Below are 23,084 nucleotides of genomic sequence, written 5' to 3'. Positions count from 1 at the left end.
GATTTGATTCTATTCGAAGTAAGATCAGTTTTGATGGCAAAGAATATGTAGAAAAATACGGAATATATTCGGATATATTGATGACGGCTATCAAGGATGGCGTCAATGCATTGAAGCGAAGGCAGGGTACGTTGTGACGATACGCTTGCGGTAGTGGCTCCCAATAGGCAGATGCACTGGCATTGACCTGCTGGCCCGGTCTCTCGCGGTGGCGTTCAAGGTAGCGAAACTCATCCGGGCGAGCGATGGCATTGCCCGCCATTGCGGATGCGCAATGACACAACGTCAGTTTGGCGGGACAAGAAGGGCACGCTCCGCCTGCGCCACCGGGAGTGAGCATGAGGCCCGAAATCTCTCCAAAGGGTCATCGTGACGGCGCGGGCGGGCTGCGTCCCGCCCTGTCCGATCCGGCCCACGGATGCCCGATGCACCAGATCATCATCCACGAGAGATTTCCCGTTTTCATCGCGAAGGTCGAGAAGTCCGATTGCGGTTTTCCGAGCCTCGATGATGTCGTCGCCTACTTCGTGAAGCTGGTCGAGGAGCACCCGGTCGCGCGCCTCATCGGCGTCTTCGATCACTATGCCCATACAAAGGGGCTCGCCGACGGAGAGATCGCGCCGGAGATCGTCGGCGCGGTGAACGTCGTCGTCTGTTTCGGAATGGCAATTCCCCAGCCGGAGATACTGGCGCTCAGGCCGCGCTCCATCGGGATTGCCGATGTGGGGGACCGGTTTGTGGTAAGTTTTCTCGAGACTCCGATGCCGGTCGCGAACACGACAATGGAGATGTGGACGCGCGGCCTTATGACGCGGAATTTTTCACACGACAGCCCAAAAACGGGGTCTATGGTGAGCCCACCTCCGTCGAATTAGAATAATGTCAATCCCAATCAATGACTTAACGTAACTCGCACTTGCCTTGTTTGCACGTATGGCGCGCGCGCTTACGATCGGTGACGCGCGTCCGGAAGGGAGCCGTAATATGATCGATCCCACCTTTGTGGAGTTGTCCCGATGGCAGTTCGCCGCCGTGGCGCTCTACCACTTCCTCTTCGTACCGCTGACGCTCGGGATGACCTGGATCCTGGTCATCATGGAAGCGGTCTACGTGATGACCGGCAAGGAAATCTACCGCGACATGTCGCGGTTCTGGACCAAGCTGTTTGCCATCAACTTCGCGCTCGGTGTCACGACCGGCCTGACAATGGAATTCCAGTTCGGCACGAACTGGGCCTACTACTCGCACTATGTGGGCGACGTGTTCGGCGCTCCGCTGGCGATCGAGGGCCTGATGGCCTTCTTCCTGGAATCGACCTTCGTCGGCCTGATGCTTCTGGGCCGCGACCGGCTCTCCAAGGTGAAATATCTGGCGGTCGTGGTGCTGGTCGCCGTGGGTACCAATCTCTCGGCCCTCTGGATCCTCGTTGCCAATGCCTGGATGCAGAACCCGGTCGGCTCCGAATTCTCCGCCGAAACCATGCGCATGGAGATGACGAGCTTCTGGGAGGTGGTGTTCAACCCCGTCGCCCAGGTGAAGTTCATCCACACGGTCGCGGCCGGCTACGTCACGGCATCGATGTTCGTCATCGGCATCTCGGCCTGGTACATCCTGAAAGGGCGTGATCTCGCCTTCGCCAAGCGGTCCTTCGCCGTTGCCGCCGGCTTCGGTCTGGCAGCCTCGCTTGCGGTGATCGTGCTCGGCGACGAGAGCGGATACGAACTCGGCGACGTGCAGAAGGTGAAGCTCGCGGCCATCGAGGCCGAGTGGGACACAGCCCCGGCGCCCGCCGCCTTCACGCTGTTCGGCATGCCGAACCAGGAGACGATGAAGACCGACAATGCGATCACCATCCCCTGGGTGATGGGACTGATCACCACCCGGTCGCTCGATGGTCAGGTGCAGGGCATCAAGGAGCTCATCGAGGACCATGCCGAGCGCATCCGCTCCGGCATCATCGCCTACGAGAAGCTCAACGCGCTGCGCAACGGCGACACCTCCGACGAGACCAAGGCGGTGTTCGAGGAGCACAAGGCGGATCTCGGCTACGGCCTGCTGCTGAAGGCCTATGTGGAGAACCCGGCTGACGCCACCGACGCGCAGATCGCGCAGGCGGCGAAGGACAGCATCCCGCACGTCTCCTACCTGTTCTGGAGTTTCCGGATCATGGTGGCGTTCGGCTTCATCATGCTGATCCTGTTCGGGCTCTCGTTCTACAAGCTTGCGAAGGGCAAGATCGAGCAGAACCGTACGCTGCTGCGGATCCTCGTGCTGTGTATCCCGCTGCCATGGCTTGCCTGCGAACTCGGCTGGTTCGTCGCGGAATTCGGCCGCCAGCCCTGGGCGATCGGTGAAGTGTTGCCGACCTTCCTGGCCACATCCTCGCTGACCGTGGCCGACCTCATCACCTCCATCGCCGGGTATCTGATTTTCTATTCAGTGCTGCTGGCTATCGAAATGTACCTGATGTTCCGCTTCGCGCGGCTGGGACCGAGCTCGCTGCATACGGGCCGTTACCACCACGAGGCCGGCGGAGCCTCGCTCAGCCTCAATCCCGCCGAGTGAACCGGATACACGAAAGGACCGAGCTATGCTGCTCGACTATGAAACCTTAAAGCTGGTCTGGTGGGTACTGATCGGCGCGCTCCTGATCGGCTTTGCCGTCACCGATGGCATGGATATGGGCGTGGGCATCCTGTTGCCGTTTCTCGGCAAGTCGGACACCGAACGCCGTGTCGTCATCAATGTTGTGGCGCCGCACTGGGACGGTAACCAGGTGTGGCTGATCACGGCCGGCGGCGCCATCTTCGCCGCCTGGCCGGCCGTCTACGCGGCGGCGTTTTCCGGCTTCTACCTGGCGATGTTCCTGGTACTGGCCGGGCTGTTCCTGCGTCCCGTGGGCTTCGACTATCGTTCCAAGGTGCAGGACCCGCGCTGGCGCTCCACCTGGGACTGGGGCCTGTTCGTCGGAGGGCTGGTGCCGGCGCTGATTTTCGGGGTCGCCTTTGGCAACCTGCTGCAGGGTATACCTTTCCACCTCGATACCTTCCTCAAGCCGCACTACGACCACACCTTCATCTGGGCGCTGCTGCCGCTGCTCAACCCGTTCGCATTGCTCGCCGGCATCCTCAGTGTCTGCATGGTGGCGATGCACGGCGGGTTGTGGCTTCAGCTGCGCACCGAGGGCGTGATCGCGGAGCGGGCCAGAGCGGCCGTCGGCCTGCTGGCCCCGATCGTGACAGTGCTCTTTCTCGTTGGCGGCGTGTGGGTCTATCTTGGCATCGACGGTTTCCGGATCGTGTCGCAGCCGGACCTGAACGCAATGCCCAACCCGCTCGCCAAGGAAGTCGTCAGGGCGCCGGGCGCCTGGTTCGACATCTACCGCACCATGCCGATCACCATGGTGGTGCCGGCGCTGGGGCTGCTGGCGCCGTTGCTGGTGTGGATGCTGTCGCGCGTGCGCCGGCCGGGTCTTGGGTGCTTCGCCAGCGGTCTGGCACTGACGGGCGTCATCGGCACGGCGGGGCTTTCGCTGTTCCCGTTCGTCATGCCGTCGAGCACGAACCCGAACTCCAGCCTGACGGTCTGGGACGCCGCTTCCTCTCACCTGACGCTGACGGTGATGTTCTGGGCGGTGGTGATCTTCCTGCCGATCGTGCTGCTGTACACGATCTGGTGCTACTACCAGATGTGGGGCAAGACCACCGTCAAGCAGATCGAAGACAACACCTATAACGCCTATTGATCGGGCAAGAAGAGGTAGACAGCTATCATGTGGTACTTTGCCTGGGTCCTGGGCGTGACCGCCGCCTTGTGCATCTCCGTGATCAATGTCATGTGGTTCGAATTCCAGGATGATTTCGAACAGCGCAATGGCAACGGGTCGGAGTAGGCGTTTGAAACTCATCTGCGCGTCCGCTTCGCGGGATGCGCAGACTGACCGTGGCTGAGCCGCTGGCTCCTCTCAACCCTTGAGGGCAAGAGGAGCCAGCGGTCGCTTTACGACAGGCGGCCCGCTCCCGATGCGGAGTGACGGTCGGGAGGTATCGATATCACTACCGATCGCAAACGGCTGGGCGCCTTCCTGAAAGGCTTCAAGAAGACCGCGAAGCGCGATCTTCGTCTGACGCTGACTTTCGCGGTGGCGACGGGGCTCGCCGTCATCGCACAGGGCTTTCTGGTTGCGCGCATTCTGGACGAGCTGATCTTCCGGGGCCGCACCTTCTCCGATGTGACGCGGGAACTGGTCCTGCTCGCGGCGGTGATCCTCGCCCGGGCCGGCGCGGTTTGGGCGACGGATCGTTTCGCCTTTTCCGCTGCCGCCGTTGTCATGCGGAGCCTCAGGGCTCACCTCATCTCGCGGGTGGAACGGATCGGCCCGGTGGGGCTGGCCGAGCGCAAGACCGGCGAAACCGTCGCCGCGATCGCCGATGGCGTACGTGCCATCGAGCCCTATTATTCGCGCTATATCCCCGCTTCCGTCATGGCGACGCTGCTGCCGCTGGCGATATTCTGCGTCGTGCTGCCGTTCGACTGGCTGTCGGCACTCGTTTTTGTGGTGACGGCGCCGCTCATTCCCGTCTTCATGATCCTGATCGGGGAGGGGGCGGAAAAACTCAACCAGCGGCAATGGGGCCGGCTGCAACGTATGTCGGGCCACCTGCTCGATGCGGTGCAGGGACTGGCGACGCTGAAGGCCTTCAACGCCGCACGCCGGATGACGGAGCAGGTGGCGAAGGTCGCCGACGCCTATCGCCGCGACACGATGGCGGTGCTCAGGATCGCGTTCCTCTCCTCCCTGGTGCTGGAGTTTTTCGCCACAGTTTCCATCGCCATCGTCGCGGTGCTGGTCGGCTTTAGGCTGTTGTGGGGCGAGATCGGCTATTTCGAGGGGCTTTTCATCCTGCTGCTGGCGCCGGAGTTCTATCTGCCGCTGCGCTCGATGGGCACGGCCTATCACGCCCGCATGGAGGCGATCGGCGCGGCGGAGGGGATCGTGGCGCTTGAGGATGTGCCGGCGCTCGCGGAGCCGGGCGGGGCGCAGGCGGTGTTCCGGCCCGAGCGGATCGCGATTTCGTTCGAGGATGTGGAACTGACCTTCGCGGGCGGACGCCGCGCGCTTGACGGGGTCTCTTTTCAGGTGGCGGCCGGCGAGGCGGTTGCGCTCGTCGGTCCTTCGGGCGGTGGAAAATCGAGTCTCCTCAATCTGCTGCTGGGCTTCGTTCAACCGACATCCGGGCGCGTGCGCGTCAACGGTGTCGCGCTTGGTGCGCTCGACATGGCCGAATGGCGGAGCATGATCGGCTATGTGCCACAGGCCCCGCGGATCCTGTCGGGGACGCTCGCCGCCAATATCGCGCCACAGGACGATACGCCGGACATGGAGCGGCTGGAGAAAGCCGCGCGGCAGGCCGATCTTTTCGATGTCATCGCGCGTTTGCCCGATGGATTTGACACACGTATCGGCGAAGGCGGCGCGGGGCTTTCTGGCGGCGAGGCGCACCGGCTGGCGCTGGCGCGCGCCTTCTACCGCGATGCGCCGGTGATCGTGCTGGACGAGCCGACGGCCCATCTGGATCGCGACAGCGAGGCGCGGGTACAGGCTGCGATCGCGCGTTTGCTGCCGGGGCGCACGGCGCTGATGGTCGCGCACCGACGGGCAACGATCGAGCAGGCGGGCCGGGTGGTCGGGCTTCGTGCCGGCCGGCTCGCGGACCCTGCCGGGATCGCGGAAGAGGAGGTCGCCCCGTGAAGGACTTTCTTCGGGTTCTCCGGCTGATGCGGCCGCAGGCCGGCTGGATGGCGCTTTCCATCGCGCTTGCCGCGCTGGCGACACTCGCCCACGTGGCGCTGATGGCGACATCGGGCTGGTTCATCACCGCGATGGCGGCGGCGGGCCTTGCAGGCGTCTCCATGAACTACTTCACGCCGGCCGCGATGATCCGCGCCTTCGCCATCGTGCGCACAGGCGGGCGCTATGTGGAGCGACTGGTGGGGCACGAGGCGACGCTGAAGTTTGTCGCGAGCCTCAGGCCCTGGCTCTTCGGCCGGCTGGAACCGCTGGCGCCCGCCGCGCTGGAGGACGAACGCAGCGGCGATCTGATGACACGGCTGCGCGGCGATATCGACCGGCTGGAATTCGCCTTCCTGCGCATTCTCCAGCCCATGGTGGTCGCGGTCATCGTGATCGGCATCGGCATCGCCTATGCCGCCTTTCACGACGCGGCCATCGCCATGGCCCTTGCGGTGCTGGCCTTTGCCGCCGGCCTTGTTCTGCCGCTTCTCGTCGGCCGGCTGAGCGCGCCATCCGCGCGCCGGGTGACCGCCAATTCCTCCGATCTCAACGCGCTGCTGGTGGAGCATCTGGAGGCGCGCGCCGAACTCGACATCTACGATCCCGGTCATCGCCACCGCGCCGCCGTGCTGGAGACGAGCGACGCGCTGATCGATGACGAACGCAAGGTCGCGAGCCTTGCGGGTCTCGCGTCGGCAGGCGTCGGGCTTTGCGCGAACCTGGCGCTGGTTGCGGTGATCGCCATCGGCGGACCGCAGATTGCCGCGGGCACGCTTGGCGGGCCCGATCTTGTCATGCTGGCGCTGATGGGGCTGGCGTTGTTCGAAGTGGTGGGACCGCTGCCCGTCGCTATGCAGACGCTTCCCGGGTTCCTCGCCTCGGCCCGGCGGATCTTCTCGCTTGCCGACCGGGCCCCCCCGGTGCCGGCTGTCGCCATGCCCGAAAGCGTGCCGGAAACCGGGGCTCTGACCTTCGAAAATGTCGGCTTCACCTATCCGGGGGCGGGGGCTGCGGCGCTCAGCGATGTCAGCTTCACGCTTCGACCGGGCAAGCGGATCGCGATCGTCGGACCGAGTGGATCGGGCAAGTCCAGCCTCGTCTCGCTCGCCCTGCGTTATCGTGCCGCAAGCGAAGGGAAAATCGGGTTCGCCGGGCAACCGGTGGAACGCTTCGAACCAGAGGCGCTGCGGCGGCGGTTCGCGGTTCTGGCGCAGTCGGATCACTTGTTTTCGACGACCATCGATGACAATCTTCGTCTGGCGGACCCTGCCGTTTCCCGGGGCCGGATAGATCAGGCCTGCGCCCTTGCGGGTATTCTCGATTTTATCAAGGAACAGCCCGACGGTTTCGATACCTATGTGGGCGCGCACGGGGCCAAGGTGTCCGGCGGTCAGGGGCGGCGGCTCGGGCTTGCGCGCGCTTTGCTGAAGGATGCGCCCTTCCTCATTCTCGACGAACCGACGGAAGGACTGGACCCGGAGACCGAGGAAAGAGTACTTGAGGGTGTGCTGGAGGCGACGCGCGAGCGCGGGGTGCTTCTCATCACCCACAGTCACGCCTGTCTTGAGCTGATGGACGAGGTCATCGTGCTGGAAGCGGGGCGGATCGTTGAGCGGGGTGCTCCGGGCGAGGTCTTTCGGCGAACGTAGGTGGCGGCATGCGGGTGAGCCGCCGGAGGGGGACAGACGGTGAAGCGGGTAGAGGTCGGGGAAGCCTGGACAGGGGTGGCGGATTGCCGGCATTGCGTCATCCGCGATGCGGTGTTGTTTTCCGGATTGACGGAGGAGGACTTTTCGCACCTTCACCGGCCGATCGATCAGATCACCTATCGGGCCGGCGCGCGCATCTACGACACGGGCGATCAGGCCGCGACGCTGTTCACAATCCGCAGCGGGCTCGTCAAGCTGACGCAATATCTGCCGGACGGCACCGCCCGCATCGTCCGCCTCCTGCGCAAGACCGACCTGTTCGGCCTGGAGGCGATGATCGACGAGGAATACCCCCACACCGCGACCGCCTTGCGCGATACCGAAGTCTGCCGGCTGCCGGTCGATGTGGTGCGTACGCTCTCGCATGCCAACAGCCGGCTCTTCAACGAACTGATGACGCGCTGGCACCACGCGGTGGGGACCGCGGATCGCTGGATTACCGAATTCTCCACCGGCTCGGCCCGTGACCGGGTGGTGCGGCTGCTGCTGTGGCTTTCCGAAAAGGAAGACGACGAGCGCTGTGAGCTCTTCAGCCGCGAGGATCTTGGCGCGCTGCTGGGGCTGACGACGGAGACCGCGAGCCGCACCATGGCGGAACTGAAGCGCAAGGGCTTCATTTCCGAGCCGAGGCCCAACCAGTTTCTCTGCGATACGCCCAACCTGCGGCGGCTTGTCGGCATGTAACGGATGTGCGTTTCCCGTGCGTCCGCCGCGCGAATACATTCTTTTTGTGGCGCAATGTTCTTATCTCTCCGGTAGCATTGATAATGTTCAATGCGCTGCGCTGACGCATGTGGTCTTCTCACAAAAAGGTGGCGGGAAGTCTTTTCCCGGGAGGAGCACCTGTCGTATGCGCAATTCCGGGGAGGAAGCATCATGAACACCACAGTGGAGCACGGGACGGGCAATCCGGGTCATACCGGAACTGCGCCGCGCGATGTACGGGAGCGCCGGTCAATGGGGCTCGTGCGCGTCGAAAACCTGGCCTGTGCCGAAACGAAGGCGCGCGTCGCTCGATGTGCGCAGGCCCAGGCAAATCTCGACGAGGCGCTGCGGGAGACCTTTCCTGCCAGTGATCCGGTTTCCGTTGTGGAGCCCGCGCCGGGTGACGTGCCCGACTGAGCGCCGGCGAACCTCGGCCCTTGCCGAATGCGCAGGGGCGCCGCGCCAGGCCGATTTCACAAAGCCCGTCGAGACGGACGCGCACCGCCGGTGAGGAACCGCGCGTGGGGCGGCGTCGTCCGATTGGCCGACAGGACGGTGTATCGCAGATGAAATATGAAAAGCCCCCGTTGTTTCCCCCACGCCCGTCGACGCAGGCCCGGGACAAGGTCGCGCGGTATCCGCAAGGCCTTACATTCCTGCCGTTGGCGACGGCTCTGGTGTTCTGTCTCGCGATCGTGTTGAGCGCGGCGGCCGGTGCGCAGGAACCGGTGGGCAGCAAGGCGCCCGTCAAGGCTTCCGACAGCACCGCGGATCATTCGACCTTCCAGATCCTGAAGCAGCCGTTCGCAAGCGGGCGGGAGGTCACAAGGGCCTGCCTGAAATGCCATACGGAAGCCTCGCGCCATGTGATGGATTCGCTCCACTGGACGTGGGACACCGCGCATCCCGGCACCGGTCAGCAACTCGGCAAGCGCAACGTCATCAACGCCTTTTGCGGCAATGTCGCCGCCAACGAGCCGCGCTGCACGAGTTGCCATGCGGGCTACGGCTGGGACAACATGAAGGAGCCGCCGCCCAACGACGAGACGGCGGTCGATTGTCTCGCCTGTCATGCCGACAAGGGCACCTACGCCAAGCTCGACAATCAGGCGGGCGACCCGGCGGTCGCTCCCTTGAAGGAGGGCGCCAAGACGATCACGGGCGAGACGGCCGTGCCGATCGACCTCGCCACGGCGGCGCAGAGCGTGAGGCTGCCGGGTCGGGAGAATTGCGGCCAGTGCCATTTCTACGGCGGCGGCGGGGACAACGTGAAGCACGGCGATCTCTCCTCCGTGCTGATCGATCCGGATCACTCCGTCGACGTTCACATGTCGAAGGAGGGGGGCGATTTCACCTGCTCCACCTGCCACGTCACCCACGGCCACAAGACGGCGGGCAGCCGCTACGACGTCGCGGCCAAGGACACCAAGGGCACGGGCGGGCGACCCGGCGCGCCGCGCGATGCGGCGACCTGCGAATCCTGTCATGGCACGACGCCGCATAAGGGCTCATCGCTGATCGCGGCGAAGCTCAACGACCACACCGACCGCGTGGCCTGCCAGACCTGTCACATTCCGGAATTCGCGCGCGGTGGGGTCGCCACCAAGACCTTCTGGGACTGGTCGAGCGCGGGCAAGCTGAAAGACGGCAAGCCCTATCACGAGGAAGAGTTCGTCCAGTCTGACGGCAAGCGGCTGCACACGTATCTCTCCACCAAGGGCGACTTCAAATGGGGCGAGAACGTCGTGCCCTATTACGCCTGGTTCAACGGCGAGGTCAGCTACACGCTGGCCTCCGACGTGATCGATCCGACGAAGGTGGTGGAGATCAACTCCATCGCCGGTTCGGCCAACGACCCGAATGCCCGCATCTGGCCTTTCAAGCGGATGGAGGGGCGGCAGGCCTATGACGCCAAGCTCAACCACCTCGTCTACAACCACGTCTACGGGCCGGAGACGGCGAGCGCCTTCTGGACAAATTTCGACTGGGCGAAGTCGATCAAGGCGGCGATGGATTATGTGGGCGCGCCCTATTCGGGCGAGTTCGGCTTCGTCGACACGCACATGTACTGGCCGATCACGCACATGGTGGCGCCCGCGAAGGACGCGGTGAAGTGCGGCGAGTGCCATTCGCCGGGCGGCCGGCTTGCGGGTGTCGCCGGTATCTACATTCCCGGCAGCGATCCGATGTCGATGGCCAACAGGATCGGGCTTGCGATCCTGCTGTTCTCGATCGCCGGGGTTCTGGGACACATGGGCGTCAGGATGATCCGCTGCGGGAGGAGGACGAACCATGGCTGAGCGGCTGGTCAACATCTACACGCGCTTCGAGCGGTTCTGGCACTGGGCGCAGGCGCTGCTGATTTTCGTGCTGATGTTCACGGGGCTGGGGCTGCACGGGATGCATCATCTTCTGTATTTCGGGCAGGCGGTGACGCTGCACACCATCGCCGCGGTGGCGCTGATGGTGCTGTGGGTCTTCGCGATCTTCTGGCACCTGACGACGGGGACGTGGAAGCACTATGTCCCTCGGCTCGAAGGCCTGTGGAAGATGGTACGGTTCTACGGCTACGGCGTCTTCAAGTGCGAGCCGGCGCCCTATCACAAGGGCTACTGGCGCAAGCACAATCCGTTGCAGGTGCTGGCCTATCTTTCGCTGAAGCTGGTGCTGTTCCCGCTCATGTGGGTGAGCGGCATCGCCTATCTCACCTACAATTTCTGGCAGCCGGGCACGGCCGATGCCTCATGGAAGCTGGAGCTGATCGCCAACGCACACCTGATTTCCGGCTACCTGATCGCGTCCTTTGTGGTGCTGCACGTGTACCTGCTCACCGTCGGCCACTTCTTCGAGCACTTGCGGCCGATGGTGACGGGCGTGGAGAAGGTGGACCTTTCGCCGGAAGAAGAGGCGTATCTGGAGGCTGACGAGCCGTATCGGCTGAAGGGGTAAGGGCGGGGCGGTCCGCAGATGATCCCCGGAGATTTCCCTGCGAACTCTCCGTCGTCATCACCCGGCGAAGTCCGGGTGATCCAGCGCTCGCCATGCATACCGTGCCCGCAATGGATTGCCCGGACTTCGCCGGGCAATGACGCGGAGGGGCTTGAGCGAGAAGCGTGAGTAAAGGCAAGGAGCCTGCTGCGAAAGCCTAACGCCATTCTTACGACGCCAGTCTTTTTGCACCACTCCCTCCAGCGTCATCCCGGCCTGCGAGCCGGGATCCATGCCGTGATCGATCCGCACGGGATACGGGGCGCGTTTTCCGGCAAACGCGCCACTTGTCTCTTGACGAGAGAGAAACCGCGTCGGTTCGCGGGCAAGCAGGCGTCGTCCTACCGCCGTTTCAGCGCCAGATCCGGGCGGTCCGTCGTCACCTGGCGCAACGGGCGGGACAGCCAGCCGGCGAGTTCGTCCTCGTCGTTGGGCGTCCACACGCCGAGACGGTCGGCGGGCACCAGTGCCATGATCGTCGCCCAGTTGTCGGAAAGAAGCGTCTTCTCGATGGCGATGATGTCGGCAAGGTCCAGAAGCATCCTCAATCCCGGTTCCAGCCCCAGCCGCTCTGCCTCCGGCAGGTGCATGGAGGCAAGGCGGCGCTGATCGGGGCGCAGTTCCTTCAACCGGGCGAGCACGTCATGGGAAAAGCTCGTCACCACCGTGCGCGCGGCGACGCCATGGCGGTCGATGGCTTCCAGGACGCGTTCCTCCAGCCCGCCGGCATAGGGCAGGTTGTCGGCGTCGGTCTTCAGTTCCAGGTGGATCTCGTGATCGGTCGCGGCGAAGATTTCCAGAACCTCGTCGAGGGTGGGGATGGTGTCACCGTCGGAGCCCTTCAATACCACCGAGTGATGGGCACCGGGGCTGAGATCGGCGACGCGGCCGGTGCCGTCGGTGGTCCGCTCCAATGTCGGATCGTGGATGACCAGAACCTCGCCGGCCTTCGTCAGGTGAACGTCGAACTCTACGCCCTCGACGGGGAAATCCAGCAGGTTTCGGAAGCCCGTGAGGCTGTTTTCGGGCCACAGGTTACGCGCGCCGCGATGGCCGATGATCATGCTCATGCAGCAGCTCCTTCGTCGTTCATCTCGGCGCGGATGGCGAGGGCGAGGTCGGGCCGGTCGGTGGTGAAGACGGCGACGTCGAGATCGAACATGCGCCGCATGATGGCCGGATCGTTGCAGGCCCAGCAGCCGATATGGAAGCCGCGCGCACGGCCTTCGGCGAGGTTTGCCTCGGTGAGCATGTCCTGACGGATGCCGAGCCGGGTGATGCCGCGCGCTTGCGCCAGATCGAGGACGCCGGCGATGCCGCCGATATCGGTCATGACCTTCGGCGCGAGGATCCACAGGCGGTTGTCGCCGAGGCCCGCCCGGCCGAGCTCGAGGACGGTGCCTAGCTGGAAAGAGGTGGCCACCGTGCGCTCCGTCATGCCGGTGCGCTGCAGGGTCTCAGCCACCTTCTGCGGCAGGCCGGGATAGGGGGTGCCGTCGGCATCTGCCTTGAGTTCCAGACGCAGGTTGATGGCGGTCGGCGCGAAGATCTCGATGACCTCGTCGAGCAGCAGCATGCGGCCGCCGTTCGCGCCCTTGAGGACAAGCTGGCTGAGATCGGCCCAGTCGTGGTCGAAGACGCGCCCCGCGCCGCTGGTGGTGCGCTCAAGGGTGGCGTCATGGATGACGACGAGCCGGCCGTCGCGGCTTGGATGGACGTCGAATTCCACCTGCTCGACAGCGAGCTTGGTGGTGTTTTCGAAGGCGATCAGGCTGTTTTCCGGCCAGAGCCAGGCGCCGCCGCGATGGGAGACGATTTCCGTCATTTGTTTCTTGCCTTTAGCGGGGAGAGTTCGGGTTGGGATTCAGGTTGAGGAAGGGGCTATGGGGGGGCACTCCGCGTCCTCCCTGTTGCAGCGTCGGGCCTATTGCAGCGTCGGGTCGAGGCGGTCGCGCAGCCAGTCGCCGATCATCGAGATCGAGAGCGTCGTGAGCACGATGACAAGGGCCGGCGAGAGCATGATCCAGCTGGCGCGGGTGATGTATTCGCGCCCGTAGCCGACCATGTTGCCGAGCGAGGTCATCGGCGGCTGGACGCCCAACCCCAGGAAGGAAAGCCCGCTTTCCATCAGTATCGTTTCGGGGAATGACAGCGTCATGGAGACGATCAGCGTGGAGGCGATGTTGGGCAGGATGTGGTGGCCGTAGGTCCGCCACGGCGAGGCGCCGAGCTGGCGCACGGCCGCCGCGTAGCCCTGCTCGTGCGCGGAGATCGTCAGGCCGCGGGCGATGCGGGCATAGCGCTCCCAGGCGTTGAACCCCATCAGCATGATGAACAGCGGCAGCGAGTTGCCGAAGAAGGCGAGCACCGCCAGCGCGATGATGAGGAACGGCATGGAGGCCTGGAAGTCGATCAGCATCAGCACCAGCGCCTCGACCTTGCCGCGAAAATGGGCGGCGAGGAAGCCGAGCGAGGTGCCGAGCGTGGTCGCTATGATCGTGCCGAAGAAGGCGATCAGCAGGCTCATGCGGATCGACTGCACGAGGCGGGAGAAGACGTCGCGGCCGAGTTCGTCGGTGCCCAGCAGATGCGCCCAGGATCCGCCCATGAAGACCGGCGGCGACAGGCGGGAAGAAAGGTCGAGCCCGGTATAGGAATAGGGGGCGATGACATCGGCGCCGATGGCGACGACGAGCACGACAAAGACCCAGCCGAGCGCCAGCAGGACGCTCAGTGGCCAGTTCTCGAAGAAGCGGGCGAGCGGGCCGCGGGCAACGGGGTCCGCTTGAAGGTCGGTGCGCGGTGCCGGGGCGCCGGTTTCGGCTGTGGTGTCGGTCATCGGTGGATCCTCAATGGGCGCTCCTGAGGCGCACGCGCGGGTCGATCCAGCCGTAGAGAAGATCGACCACGAGATTGGCGCAGACCATGCAAAGGGCGATCAGCAGCAGGATCGACTGCACGATGGCGAGGTCGCGGTTGGCGACCGCCGAAATCAGCAGGTAGCCGATTCCGGGCCACGAAAAGACGCTTTCCACCACCACCGCACCGGCGATCAGTGAGCCGATCATGAAGCCGACGATGGTGACGGTCGGGATGGCGGCGTTGGGCAGCGCGTGGCCGGTGACGACCTGACGCCAGATCAGCCCCTTGGCGGAGGCCGCGCGGATGTAGGACTGGCCCAGCACCTCCAGCATGGCGGAGCGGGTGAAGCGGGCGAGGATCGCAGCACCCGCCGTGCCCAGCGTGACGATGGGCAGGATCGCGTGCTTCCAGGTGGCGTTGCCGGTGGAGGGCAGCCAGCCGAGGTGAACGGAGAAGATCAGCACCAGCACCAGCGCCAGCACGAAGCTCGGCACCGTGAAGCCCGCGACCGAGATCATCATGGTCATGCGGTCGGCCAAAGAATTGCGGTGAAGGGCGGCGTAGATGCCGGCGGGGATGCCGATCACGATCTTCAGGGCAAGAGCGGGCAGGGTGATCATCAGCGTCGCGCCGACATGCTCCAGCACGATATCCATGGCGGGACGGCCCTCACGCATGCTGTCGCCGAAATTGCCATGGAGGACGTTGAGGAGATAATCGAGGAACTGCTGCCAGATCGGCTGGTTGAGGCCCCATTCGTTGCGAAACGCCGCGATCGCCTCCGGCGGCGCGTCGACCGACAGGATCTGCATGGCCGGATCGCCGGAAAGCCTGAGGACGATGAAGGCGAAGGTCACGACCAGAAAGATCGTCACCACGGCCCGCAGGCCGCGCGAGAGAATGAAACGGATCATCGGGCGTGTTCCGTTGCTGGACGGGAGTTTTGGGTCAGGGCGTGGGGTAATCGGGCCGGCGTTCGGTTCTTGTCGCTTGTCACCAATCCATATGATCCGCTCATGCCACGGCCCTCACGTCGGGTGCGTGCGCCAGGTGGCAGGCGACGGTGCGGCCGTCGCCGGTTGAGGCAAGCTCGGGGCGTTCGATGCGGCAGCGCTCGAAAGCCTGGGCGCAGCGGGTGTGGAAGGGGCAGCCCGGCGGGGTGTCGATCGGGTTGGGCGGATCGCCTGACAGGATGATGCGCTCGCGCTTCGTCGTCCTGACCGTCGGGATCGCGGAGACGAGCGCGCGGGTATAGGGATGGGCGGGCGCGGTGAAGATCGTTTCCGGATCGCCGTGCTCGACGATGCGGCCGAGATACATCACCGCCACCTCGTGGCTGATCTGGCGCACCACCTTCAGGTCGTGGCTGATGAACAGATAGGCGACGCCGAGGCGCTCCTGCAGCTCCACCAGCAGGTTGATCACCTGTGCCTGAATGGAGACGTCGAGCGCGGAAATCGGCTCGTCCAGCACCAGAAGCGACGGTTCCAGCACAAGCGCGCGGGCAAGCACGGCGCGCTGGCGCTGGCCGCCGGACAGTTCGTGCGGGAAGCTCGCCGCCTGATGCGGCTTGAGGCCGATCGCCGTCATGATGCGGGTGACGGTCTCGCGGCGCTGCGCCTTGTCGTCGACACCATGGATATGGAGCGGTTCCTCGATCTGCCGGCCGATGGGAAGGCGCCGGTCAAGGGCTGCCAGCGGATCCTGGAAGACGAGCTGCATGTCCTGGCGCTGCCGGCGCCATTCGCGCGTGCCGGCCTTTGGCAGCGGCGCGCCCTTGAACAGGACATCGCCGCCGGTCTTGTGGGTGAGGCCGAGAACCGCCTTGGCGGTGGTGGATTTGCCGCAGCCGCTTTCCCCGACAAGCGCGAGCGTGCGTCCGGCGGCAAGCGAGAAGGAAACGCCGTCGACCGCCTTCAACGGGACACGTCTGGCAGGAAAACCGTGGTCGCGGCGCACGGAGAAATGGCAGGCTAGATCATCGACTTGCAGAAGATCGTTCATGCGTAGCTCCGGGCCGGTTCGCGGTCCGACACGTCATCGAGCATGTGGCCGAGCATCTCTTCTGTGCGCAGGCAGGCCGACAGGTGGTGCCCGTCTCGCCGCGCAAGGGAGGGAATTTCGGAATGGCAGGCGCCGTGGGCATGGTCGCAGCGTGGCGCGAAGGCGCAGCCGGCGGGGTGGTTCCACGGTTCGGGCACGGAGCCGGGAATTGCGGTGAGCGGCTCGCGCGGGCCTTCCAGATCGGGCAGCGCGTTGAGCAGGCCACGTGTGTAGGGATGGCGCGGGCGTTCAAAGAGGAGATTGTTGGGAGCCTGCTCGACGATGCGACCTGCATACATGACGGCGACCCGGTCGGTGTTTTCCGCGACGACGCCGAGGTCGTGCGAGATCAGCACCATGGCCATGTTGCTGTCTTCGCGGATCTCGCGCAGCAGGTCGAGGATCTGGGCCTGGATGGTGGCGTCGAGCGCCGTCGTCGGCTCGTCGGCGACGAGAAGGTCCGGCTCGCCGGCGAGCGCCATGGCGATCATCACGCGCTGGTTCATTCCGCCGGAAAGCTGGTGGGGGTAGTCGTTCATGCGCTGGCGGGCGGCGGGAATGCCGACGCGGTCGAGAAGCCGCAGGGCCTCCGCCTTTGCTTCTGCGCCGGAGAGCCCGCGATGAAGCTTCAGGGCCTCGGTAAGTTGCCGGCCGATGCGGTGGACCGGGTTCAGGCTGGAGGAGGGGTCCTGAAAGATCAGCGCGATGCGCTTGCCGCGCACACGTTCAAGCTCGCTGACAGGCGCGCCGACGAGGTTGCGGCCATCGAGCCACGCTTCGCCATGGACCTTCGCCCGGCCGCCCAGAAGCCCGAGAATGCCGAGCCAGGTGATGGACTTGCCGCAGCCGGACTCCCCCACGAGACCGACAGCCTCGCCGCGCCCGATGGTGAGATCGACGCCGCGCAGCGCGCGCGAGACGCGGCGGCCGAGATCGAAATCGACGGTGAGATTGCGGATCGAGACCAGGGGTTCCATGGCGGCGTCCTTGTCTATGGTGAAGAGAGGTGGGGCCGGCGGAATGGTCGGCTCGTCGGTTGTGCGATGGTCGTGTGCCGTGGTCGCGGAATTGACCGTATCCGCCCCCTCTCCCGTGGGGAGAGGGTGGGGGTGAGGGGAGTTGAGTTCTCGGGATACGGAAGACCCGATACCCCTCATCCGATGCTGCGCGTCGACCTCTCCCTACTATGGGAGAGGTGAAGGGGCCGGCTTTATGCCGGTCCCGGTTGGTCGCGCTCAGATCGCGAAGTTGCCCTGCCGGAAATCCATGGCGAATGACGGGGCCGCCTTCCACTGGATGTCCTTGCGCTTGCCCGTGAACGTCGCGTTCTGGTGCAGCACGGTGTAGGCCGGGTCCTCACGCTCGCAGATCTCCAGCATGCGCTTGAACTGGGCCTTGCGCCTGGCCATGTCGGTTTCGACTTCCATCATGCCCGACAGCTTGTTCATCTCCTCGTTGCTCCATTCGCCGGCCTGCTGCTGCTGGCCGTTGGGGCCGTGCTGGTTGACGATGGAGGAGATGGGGTCGTTGAAGGGGGCGGAGTTCGACCAGTCGCGCACGCCGCGCTGGGTGGACTGGTCGAAGATCTGCTGCCAGTTTTCCTTCATCTGGATCTCGACGTTGAGACCCGCCTGGCGCCACATCTCGACCAGGATCTGACCGGTCGCGACCTGGTTGGTGTAGTAGTTGTTGAGCAGGCGGTAGGGGATCGGATCGCCCTTGTAGCCGGCGTCCTTGACGAGCTGGCGGGCCTTTTCGACGTCGTATTCGGGAACCGTCCAGCCCTCGATGAACATCGGGCCGTAGAACTCCCACTGCAGGCCGGCGGGAACGCGGGTGCGGCCGGACCAGATGCTGTCGACGATCAGCTGGCGGTCGATGGCATGCGTCATGGCCCGGCGGATGCGCGGATCGACGAGCTGGGGATGGTGCTTGTCGAAGACGGTCAGGCGGTGGTTCGGGATCAGCCCGCCCTGCACCTCGAAGGCGGCATGGGATTCGATGCCGTCGATCTGGTCGGGCGGCATGTCGCAGATGAAATCGAACTCGCCGGAATAGAGGCCGTTCACACGCGAGGCGACTTCCGGCACCACCAGCATGGTGATTTTCTCGACCGGCGGGCGGCCACCCCAGTACTCGTCATGGGCGCGCAGTACCAGCTTCTGGTCGGGGATGAACTCCTCCACCATGTAGGGGCCGGTGCCGACGGGCTTGCGCGACCATTCCAGCCAACTCTCGGCTTCCGAGAAGCCGCGCTGGGAAACGATCTCCGAACCCATGCGGGCCATGCGGCCTTCCATGGTGACGTCCGGCGTCTTGTTGACGAAGCGGACCTTGTATTTAGAAACGGATTCGACGCGCTCGATGGAGGGCCAGTTGCGCTTGGCGACCGCGACGACTTCGGCCGGCAGCTCCTTGCCCTTCACGTTGTCGCGCACCAGCACGTTGGTGAACAGCGTGGCGTTGGAGTCGGCGACATAGCCCTCGCCGAACATGCGTTCCGCGCCGAAGGAGAAGACCACGTCGTCGGCGGTCAGCTCATCGCCGTTGTGGAACTTCACGCCCTGGCGAAGGTTCAGCTCCACCGTGCGGTGGTCGATCCGCTCCCAGCTTTCCGCAAGTCCCGGCACCGTGTCGAGCGAGCGCGGCAGGTCCTGGTTGATCAGCCGGTCGTAGATTGTGGCGAAGATGCGCGTGCCGACGTTCGACTGCTCGCGCAAGGGCTCCAGCGAGGCGGAGTTGGAGACCTGCTGGACGGCGATGGTGATGGAGGGGCGCTTCGTCTGGCCAATGGCGAAACGGGGCAGGGCGAGCGCGCCGCCCATCGCGGCTCCGCTCTTCAACAGATTGCGGCGGGTGAGAATCATGGTGCAGCAGCTCCTCTTGAGCGGTTCGAGCAACCGGCTCGACGTGAGATCGCGCGCCGTCTGCGGAACGGACGGGCGCGGGGCTTGGCGACGATCGGTCCCGACAGAGGGCCGGGAGCGGAAAAATCCGTGAGGCATCCCTCCCGCGAAGCCGCGTCGAGTGCATCGACAGGCGGAGCGGAAGGACCGTCCCTGCTGGTAATGGAGCAATATTTCACACGTGTGACAGGAAATGGAGTTTTGCACCGGAGACGGAGCGTGCGGGGGACGGGGGCAGAATGGCGCCGTTGCATGGCAGGGTGATGAACGGGCAAAGGGGAATGCGCCGGAGAGACCGGAAAGGCGGTGCGCGCAAAAGAAAAGGCCCCGGGGATTGCCCGGGGCCTCGACTTTTCAGCCTTGATCGGGAGGCGGCAGGCGCCTTCCGGTCGTGATCACACGCCGTCGTAGGCGGTGACCTTCGGGACTTCGCCCGAGTACTTCTCCACCTGGACGATCGCGGTTTCGGCAATCGTCGCCTGGCCGTAGCCGGAGGAGAGCGGCAGGTCGCGCGTCAGGATGTTGGGCGAGCCTTCCTTGTCGAGCGAGCCGGTCTTGCCGGGTTCTGCCGGGTCATACCAGGCACCTTCGTGAAGGACGACCGAGCCCACCGAGATGTCGTCGGAGATGACGGCGGCGGCGAGCGTCTGGCCGCGACCGTTGAACACGCGCACCACATCCCCATCCGCGATGCCGCGATCGGCGGCGTCCGTGGAGTTGATCATCATCGGCTCGCGATCGTTGATCTTGTAGTTCGTGGTGTCGTGGGCGTTGTCCATCTGCGAGTGCAGGCGGTGCGGTGGGTGCGCGGAGACGAGCTGCAGCGGATAGTCGGCCGCCTCCTTGCTCCGGCGCCATTCCACCGGCTCCATCCAGGTAGGATGGGCGGGGCAGTCCGGGATGTTCATCTTCTTCAGGTAAGGAGAGGTGATCTCGATGAGACCGGTGGCCGTGCCCATCGGGTTCAGCAACGGATCCTCGCGGTAGTCGGCGAGCATGGTGAAGTCGCCCTTGCCTTCGGGGAACTCGATGATGCCTTCGCCGTTCCAGAATTCGTCGAATTCCGGCATCTCGACCGTCTTGGAGCGGCCACGGGCGTCCTCGTAGAGCTCCTTGGCCCAGTCGGTGTCGGTCTTGCCGCCGTCGGTGTACTGGTCCTCGACGCCGAAGTGGCTGGCGAGCTCGGTGAAGATCTCGTAGTCGGGCCGCGACTTGTGCTGCGGCGCGACGACCTGACGGCAGGCGAGGACAAGGTTCGCCACCTGGCCGACATCGTTGCGCTCAAGATCGCTGGCCGCCGGCAGGACGATGTCGGCGAAGCGGGCCGTCGGCGTCCACCACGGCTCCTGGACGATGACCGTCTCCAGCTTACGGTAGGCCTCGATCAGCCGGTTCGTGTCCTGGTGGTGTGTGTACTGGTTGCCGCCGGAGGTGTAGGAGAGCCGCAGTTCGGGGTACTTGAAGGTGCGGTCCTTGTAGGGCAGCTCCTTGCCCGGATTGAGGAACACGTCCGCGAAGGCGGCGATCGGGAAGGTCACGTCGACCGGGTTCTTGCCCGGCGACATGCCGCCGATGACCGGCATGTCGGGCTTCGGGTAACCGCCATCGGCATAGTGCATGCCGAAAGAGACGCCGCCGCCGGGAAGGCCGATCTGGCCGAGCATGCAGCCAAGCGCGATGAGTGCCCAGGGGGTCTGCTCGCCATGGTGCTGGCGCTGGGTCGACCAGCCGCTGGCGATGAAGGTGCGCTTGGAGGCCATCTTGCGGGCGAGATCCTGGATGGTCTCGGCCGGAATGCCGGTGATGTCGGCGGCCCAGGCTGCCGTCTTCTCGGTGCCGTCTTCCGTGCCCTTCAGGTAGGCCGCGAAATCATCGAAGCCGAAGGCGTGGCTCTGGACGAATTCCTTGTCGTAGAGGTCCTCGGTGAGCAGCGTGTGCATGATGCCCAGCGCGAGCGCGACGTCGGTGTTCGGCGCGATCGGAACCCACTGCGAACCGAGATACTTCGCGGTGTCGTTGTGTAGCGGATCGATGACGACGGTCTCGATATCGGTGCCCTTCAGGTCGAGCCAGCCCTTGGTGCTCTTGCGGGCCGACAGGATGCGCGTGGTTACCAGCGGATTGGCGCCCCAGGCGACGACCATCTCGGCATTCTTGTGGATGCCGGGCCAGTCGCTGGCAGTCATCGTGCCGCCCCAGGCGATGCCCGTGATGATCTCGTTGACGGCCTGGTTGGAATAGTTGCCGAAGAAGGCGGTGCAGCCGCCGACCAGGTTGAAGAAGCGCTGGTTCATCGCTTCGGTCTTGTGCACGTGGGCATGGTTGGAGGCCCAGGAGCTCTTGCCGCGATGAAGCGCGACATTGCCGTAGGTATCCTTCACGCGGGTGATCTCGTCGACGACCAGCTTGATCGCATCGTCCCACGAGACCTCGACGAAATCGCCGGTGCCGCGCAGGGTGCGGTCACTCTTCTCGCGGTTCTTCAAAAAGTCCGCGCGAACCATCGGCGCCTTGACGCGGCTGCGCGAATACAGCCGGTCGGGCATGGCCTCGAGCAACGGATCTGGCTGGCCGAGCTGCTTCAGCATTTCGACGCCAACGACCTTGCCGTCCTTCTTGACCAGCCACAGCGGGCCCAGGCAGGTGTTGGCGATGACACGGCCGTCGGTGACCCCGCCGGCGCCGGACGCGGCGCGGGCGAGATGCGGCAGCATCGTCGCGCTGATCGCTCCGGAGGCCATCAGGTTCACGAACTGTCTTCTGTTCAGCATGGCTCGACCTTTCTCGATGCACAGTTTTGTCTTGTCGGTCAGGCACCATGGTAGAATTGGAATCGGAAATTCAAATGATCCAAGTCAAAAAAATTATCAATGGATAGGAAAAATCGTATTCTTCTGGCATGAATTAAAGGAATGTCTGTTTCGAATTGTTCGAGCTACGAAACTTCGAGGCAGAATAATTCTTGATTTAAAAGTTTAAAAGAACAAGTGACCATAAGTTTTGTCTTTAACTAAAGTGATAAGTTATAAGACTATCGTGAGAAGGTGTCGTAGGGGCAGTCTTGGTCGAAGCAATGCCGCAAGGGGGGATCTGCCCGTTTGAGCAGAGCGGGCGGGGCCTGGGGGCGGCGGCCGATCAACTGGCGCGGAGCTCCTGAATCGCTTCGGCCAGCGCTTCGACGAGGAAGATCTTGGCGATCGAGGCGCCGACCTCGCCGCCGGTGGGCGGCGGGGAGAGAGCTGCGGCATGGAGCAGGATGTCGGCCTTGTTGGCGGCGGGGCTGTTGGGGCGTGCGGTCAGCAGGATCGTGAAGGCGCCGGCCGCACGATGGCCGGCGAGGAAGTTCACCGTGTCGCTGGTCAGGCCCATCTCGCTGACGCCGATGGCGGTGGAGGTGGCATCCACGCCATTGGTGATCTCGTGCGCGAGAGTGGGATCCTGGAAGGCCTGGGCGACAAGGCCGAGCCGCAGCAGACGATAGGCCAGCATCTGCGCGACGATGCCGGAGACGCCGGCGCCGAAGATGTCGATCCGCCGGCTTGCCAGAAGCCGTTCGGCGGCGTGCCGCAGGCTGAGGGGATCGAGCAGCTTGCGCGTGGCGACGATTGAATCCGACAGGCGCGCCTCCAGAATACCGAGTTCGCTCTGCGGGTCGGCGCCGTGGGCGGCGCGCGCGTGGTCCCGGTAGGCGATATCGGCAGCGAGCGCCAGTTTCAGGTCGCGAAACCCGTCATAGCCCAGATGCCGGCAGAACCGCACAACGCTCGCCTCGCCGCTGGTCGAATGCAGCGCGAGTTCGGCGACGGAGGAGCGCACCGCCTTTTCCGGATTGTCGACGATGTACTTGCCGATGCGCGACAGGGCATCGGGCATGGTGTCGATTTCGGCGCGCACGCGCAGGATCACGTCCTTGCCGAAGGGCGTGTGCGCCGTATCATCATGCCGGCGGTCCGTCGCGTGCGTGTCTGCCACGGGCCATTCCTCCCCGGGAATCGCTGGGTTGTGTTGTTCGCGCAAGACTAGAACATGCCGGCGCCGGGGGGAAATGCCGATCGGGAGGGAGCAGGAGGGCAGGAG

19 protein-coding genes are annotated in these 23,084 nt (G+C 64.5%); 10 read left to right on the top strand and 9 right to left on the bottom strand.

Annotation, left to right across the window (positions count from 1 at the left end; translation table 11 throughout):
* The first annotated feature begins 338 nt into the window (after positions 1-338).
* The 10 genes from C8N35_RS13630 to C8N35_RS13590 all read left to right on the top strand — a co-directional run bounded on the left by C8N35_RS13630 (position 339) and on the right by C8N35_RS13590 (position 11,157).
* Positions 339-875 (top strand): DUF6858 family protein, encoded by a 537-nt coding sequence (locus C8N35_RS13630; protein WP_210203522.1) that lies wholly within the window; start codon positions 339-341, stop codon positions 873-875.
* A gap of 112 nt (positions 876-987) precedes the next feature.
* A complete protein-coding gene (locus C8N35_RS13625; protein ID WP_210203529.1) occupies positions 988-2,565 on the top strand; it encodes a cytochrome ubiquinol oxidase subunit I in 1,578 nt (525 codons plus the stop codon).
* Positions 2,566-2,590: 25 nt separating this feature from the next.
* Positions 2,591-3,745: a cytochrome d ubiquinol oxidase subunit II gene (gene cydB / locus C8N35_RS13620; protein ID WP_107990243.1), complete on the top strand. Its 1,155-nt coding sequence runs from the start codon at positions 2,591-2,593 to the stop codon at positions 3,743-3,745.
* 27 nt (positions 3,746-3,772) lie between these two features.
* Positions 3,773-3,892, top strand: a complete 120-nt coding sequence (gene cydX / locus C8N35_RS13615; protein WP_107990242.1) for a cytochrome bd-I oxidase subunit CydX — start codon at positions 3,773-3,775, stop codon at positions 3,890-3,892.
* 153 nt (positions 3,893-4,045) lie between these two features.
* A complete protein-coding gene (cydD, locus tag C8N35_RS13610) occupies positions 4,046-5,752 on the top strand; it encodes a thiol reductant ABC exporter subunit CydD (protein ID WP_107990241.1) in 1,707 nt (568 codons plus the stop codon).
* Positions 5,749-7,443 carry a thiol reductant ABC exporter subunit CydC gene (cydC, locus tag C8N35_RS13605; RefSeq protein WP_107990240.1) on the top strand — a complete coding sequence of 565 codons (1,695 nt, stop codon included), beginning with the start codon at positions 5,749-5,751 and terminating at the stop codon, positions 7,441-7,443. Before cydD ends, cydC begins: the two co-directional genes overlap by 4 nt.
* A gap of 39 nt (positions 7,444-7,482) precedes the next feature.
* Complete coding sequence (locus tag C8N35_RS13600) at positions 7,483-8,187, top strand: Crp/Fnr family transcriptional regulator (protein WP_107990239.1); 705 nt, start codon at positions 7,483-7,485, stop codon at positions 8,185-8,187.
* Positions 8,188-8,379: 192 nt separating this feature from the next.
* Positions 8,380-8,625 (top strand): hypothetical protein, encoded by a 246-nt coding sequence (locus tag C8N35_RS23690; protein WP_146177403.1) that lies wholly within the window; start codon positions 8,380-8,382, stop codon positions 8,623-8,625.
* A gap of 149 nt (positions 8,626-8,774) precedes the next feature.
* Positions 8,775-10,508 (top strand): tetrathionate reductase family octaheme c-type cytochrome, encoded by a 1,734-nt coding sequence (locus C8N35_RS13595; RefSeq protein ID WP_107990238.1) that lies wholly within the window; start codon positions 8,775-8,777, stop codon positions 10,506-10,508.
* Positions 10,501-11,157, top strand: a complete 657-nt coding sequence (locus C8N35_RS13590; protein WP_107990237.1) for a cytochrome b/b6 domain-containing protein — start codon at positions 10,501-10,503, stop codon at positions 11,155-11,157. The genes C8N35_RS13595 and C8N35_RS13590 overlap by 8 nt, the downstream gene beginning before the upstream one ends.
* A 380-nt stretch (positions 11,158-11,537) precedes the next feature.
* On the opposite strand, the gene C8N35_RS13585 is transcribed toward C8N35_RS13590, so the two are convergent.
* From C8N35_RS13585 to C8N35_RS13545, 9 genes are all read right to left on the bottom strand, one after another.
* Positions 11,538-12,266 (bottom strand): glycerophosphodiester phosphodiesterase family protein, encoded by a 729-nt coding sequence (locus tag C8N35_RS13585; RefSeq protein ID WP_107990236.1) that lies wholly within the window; start codon positions 12,264-12,266, stop codon positions 11,538-11,540.
* Positions 12,263-13,021 carry a glycerophosphodiester phosphodiesterase family protein gene (locus C8N35_RS13580; protein ID WP_107990235.1) on the bottom strand — a complete coding sequence of 253 codons (759 nt, stop codon included), beginning with the start codon at positions 13,019-13,021 and terminating at the stop codon, positions 12,263-12,265. The genes C8N35_RS13585 and C8N35_RS13580 overlap by 4 nt, the downstream gene beginning before the upstream one ends.
* Positions 13,022-13,120: 99 nt before the next feature.
* Complete coding sequence (locus C8N35_RS13575) at positions 13,121-14,035, bottom strand: ABC transporter permease (RefSeq protein WP_107990234.1); 915 nt, start codon at positions 14,033-14,035, stop codon at positions 13,121-13,123.
* 10 nt (positions 14,036-14,045) lie between these two features.
* Complete coding sequence (locus C8N35_RS13570) at positions 14,046-14,972, bottom strand: ABC transporter permease (RefSeq protein ID WP_107990233.1); 927 nt, start codon at positions 14,970-14,972, stop codon at positions 14,046-14,048.
* 100 nt (positions 14,973-15,072) lie between these two features.
* Positions 15,073-16,062, bottom strand: a complete 990-nt coding sequence (locus tag C8N35_RS13565; RefSeq protein WP_107990232.1) for an ABC transporter ATP-binding protein — start codon at positions 16,060-16,062, stop codon at positions 15,073-15,075.
* Entirely contained in the window at positions 16,059-17,078 is a 1,020-nt protein-coding gene (locus C8N35_RS13560; protein WP_107990231.1) for an ABC transporter ATP-binding protein, read from the bottom strand. Before C8N35_RS13560 ends, C8N35_RS13565 begins: the two co-directional genes overlap by 4 nt.
* A gap of 258 nt (positions 17,079-17,336) precedes the next feature.
* Positions 17,337-18,968, bottom strand: a complete 1,632-nt coding sequence (locus C8N35_RS13555; protein WP_107990230.1) for an ABC transporter substrate-binding protein — start codon at positions 18,966-18,968, stop codon at positions 17,337-17,339.
* A 434-nt stretch (positions 18,969-19,402) separates the two neighbouring features.
* Positions 19,403-21,778 carry a molybdopterin-dependent oxidoreductase gene (locus tag C8N35_RS13550; protein ID WP_107990229.1) on the bottom strand — a complete coding sequence of 792 codons (2,376 nt, stop codon included), beginning with the start codon at positions 21,776-21,778 and terminating at the stop codon, positions 19,403-19,405.
* A 364-nt stretch (positions 21,779-22,142) separates the two neighbouring features.
* Positions 22,143-22,979 (bottom strand): MurR/RpiR family transcriptional regulator, encoded by an 837-nt coding sequence (locus tag C8N35_RS13545; protein ID WP_107990228.1) that lies wholly within the window; start codon positions 22,977-22,979, stop codon positions 22,143-22,145.
* Between the last annotated feature and the right edge of the window lie 105 nt (positions 22,980-23,084).

It is taken from the genome of Breoghania corrubedonensis (genome assembly GCF_003053845.1).
GTDB classification, from domain to species: Bacteria; Pseudomonadota; Alphaproteobacteria; order Rhizobiales; family Stappiaceae; genus Breoghania; species Breoghania corrubedonensis.
This window is presented reverse-complemented; position numbering and strand designations above follow the sequence as displayed.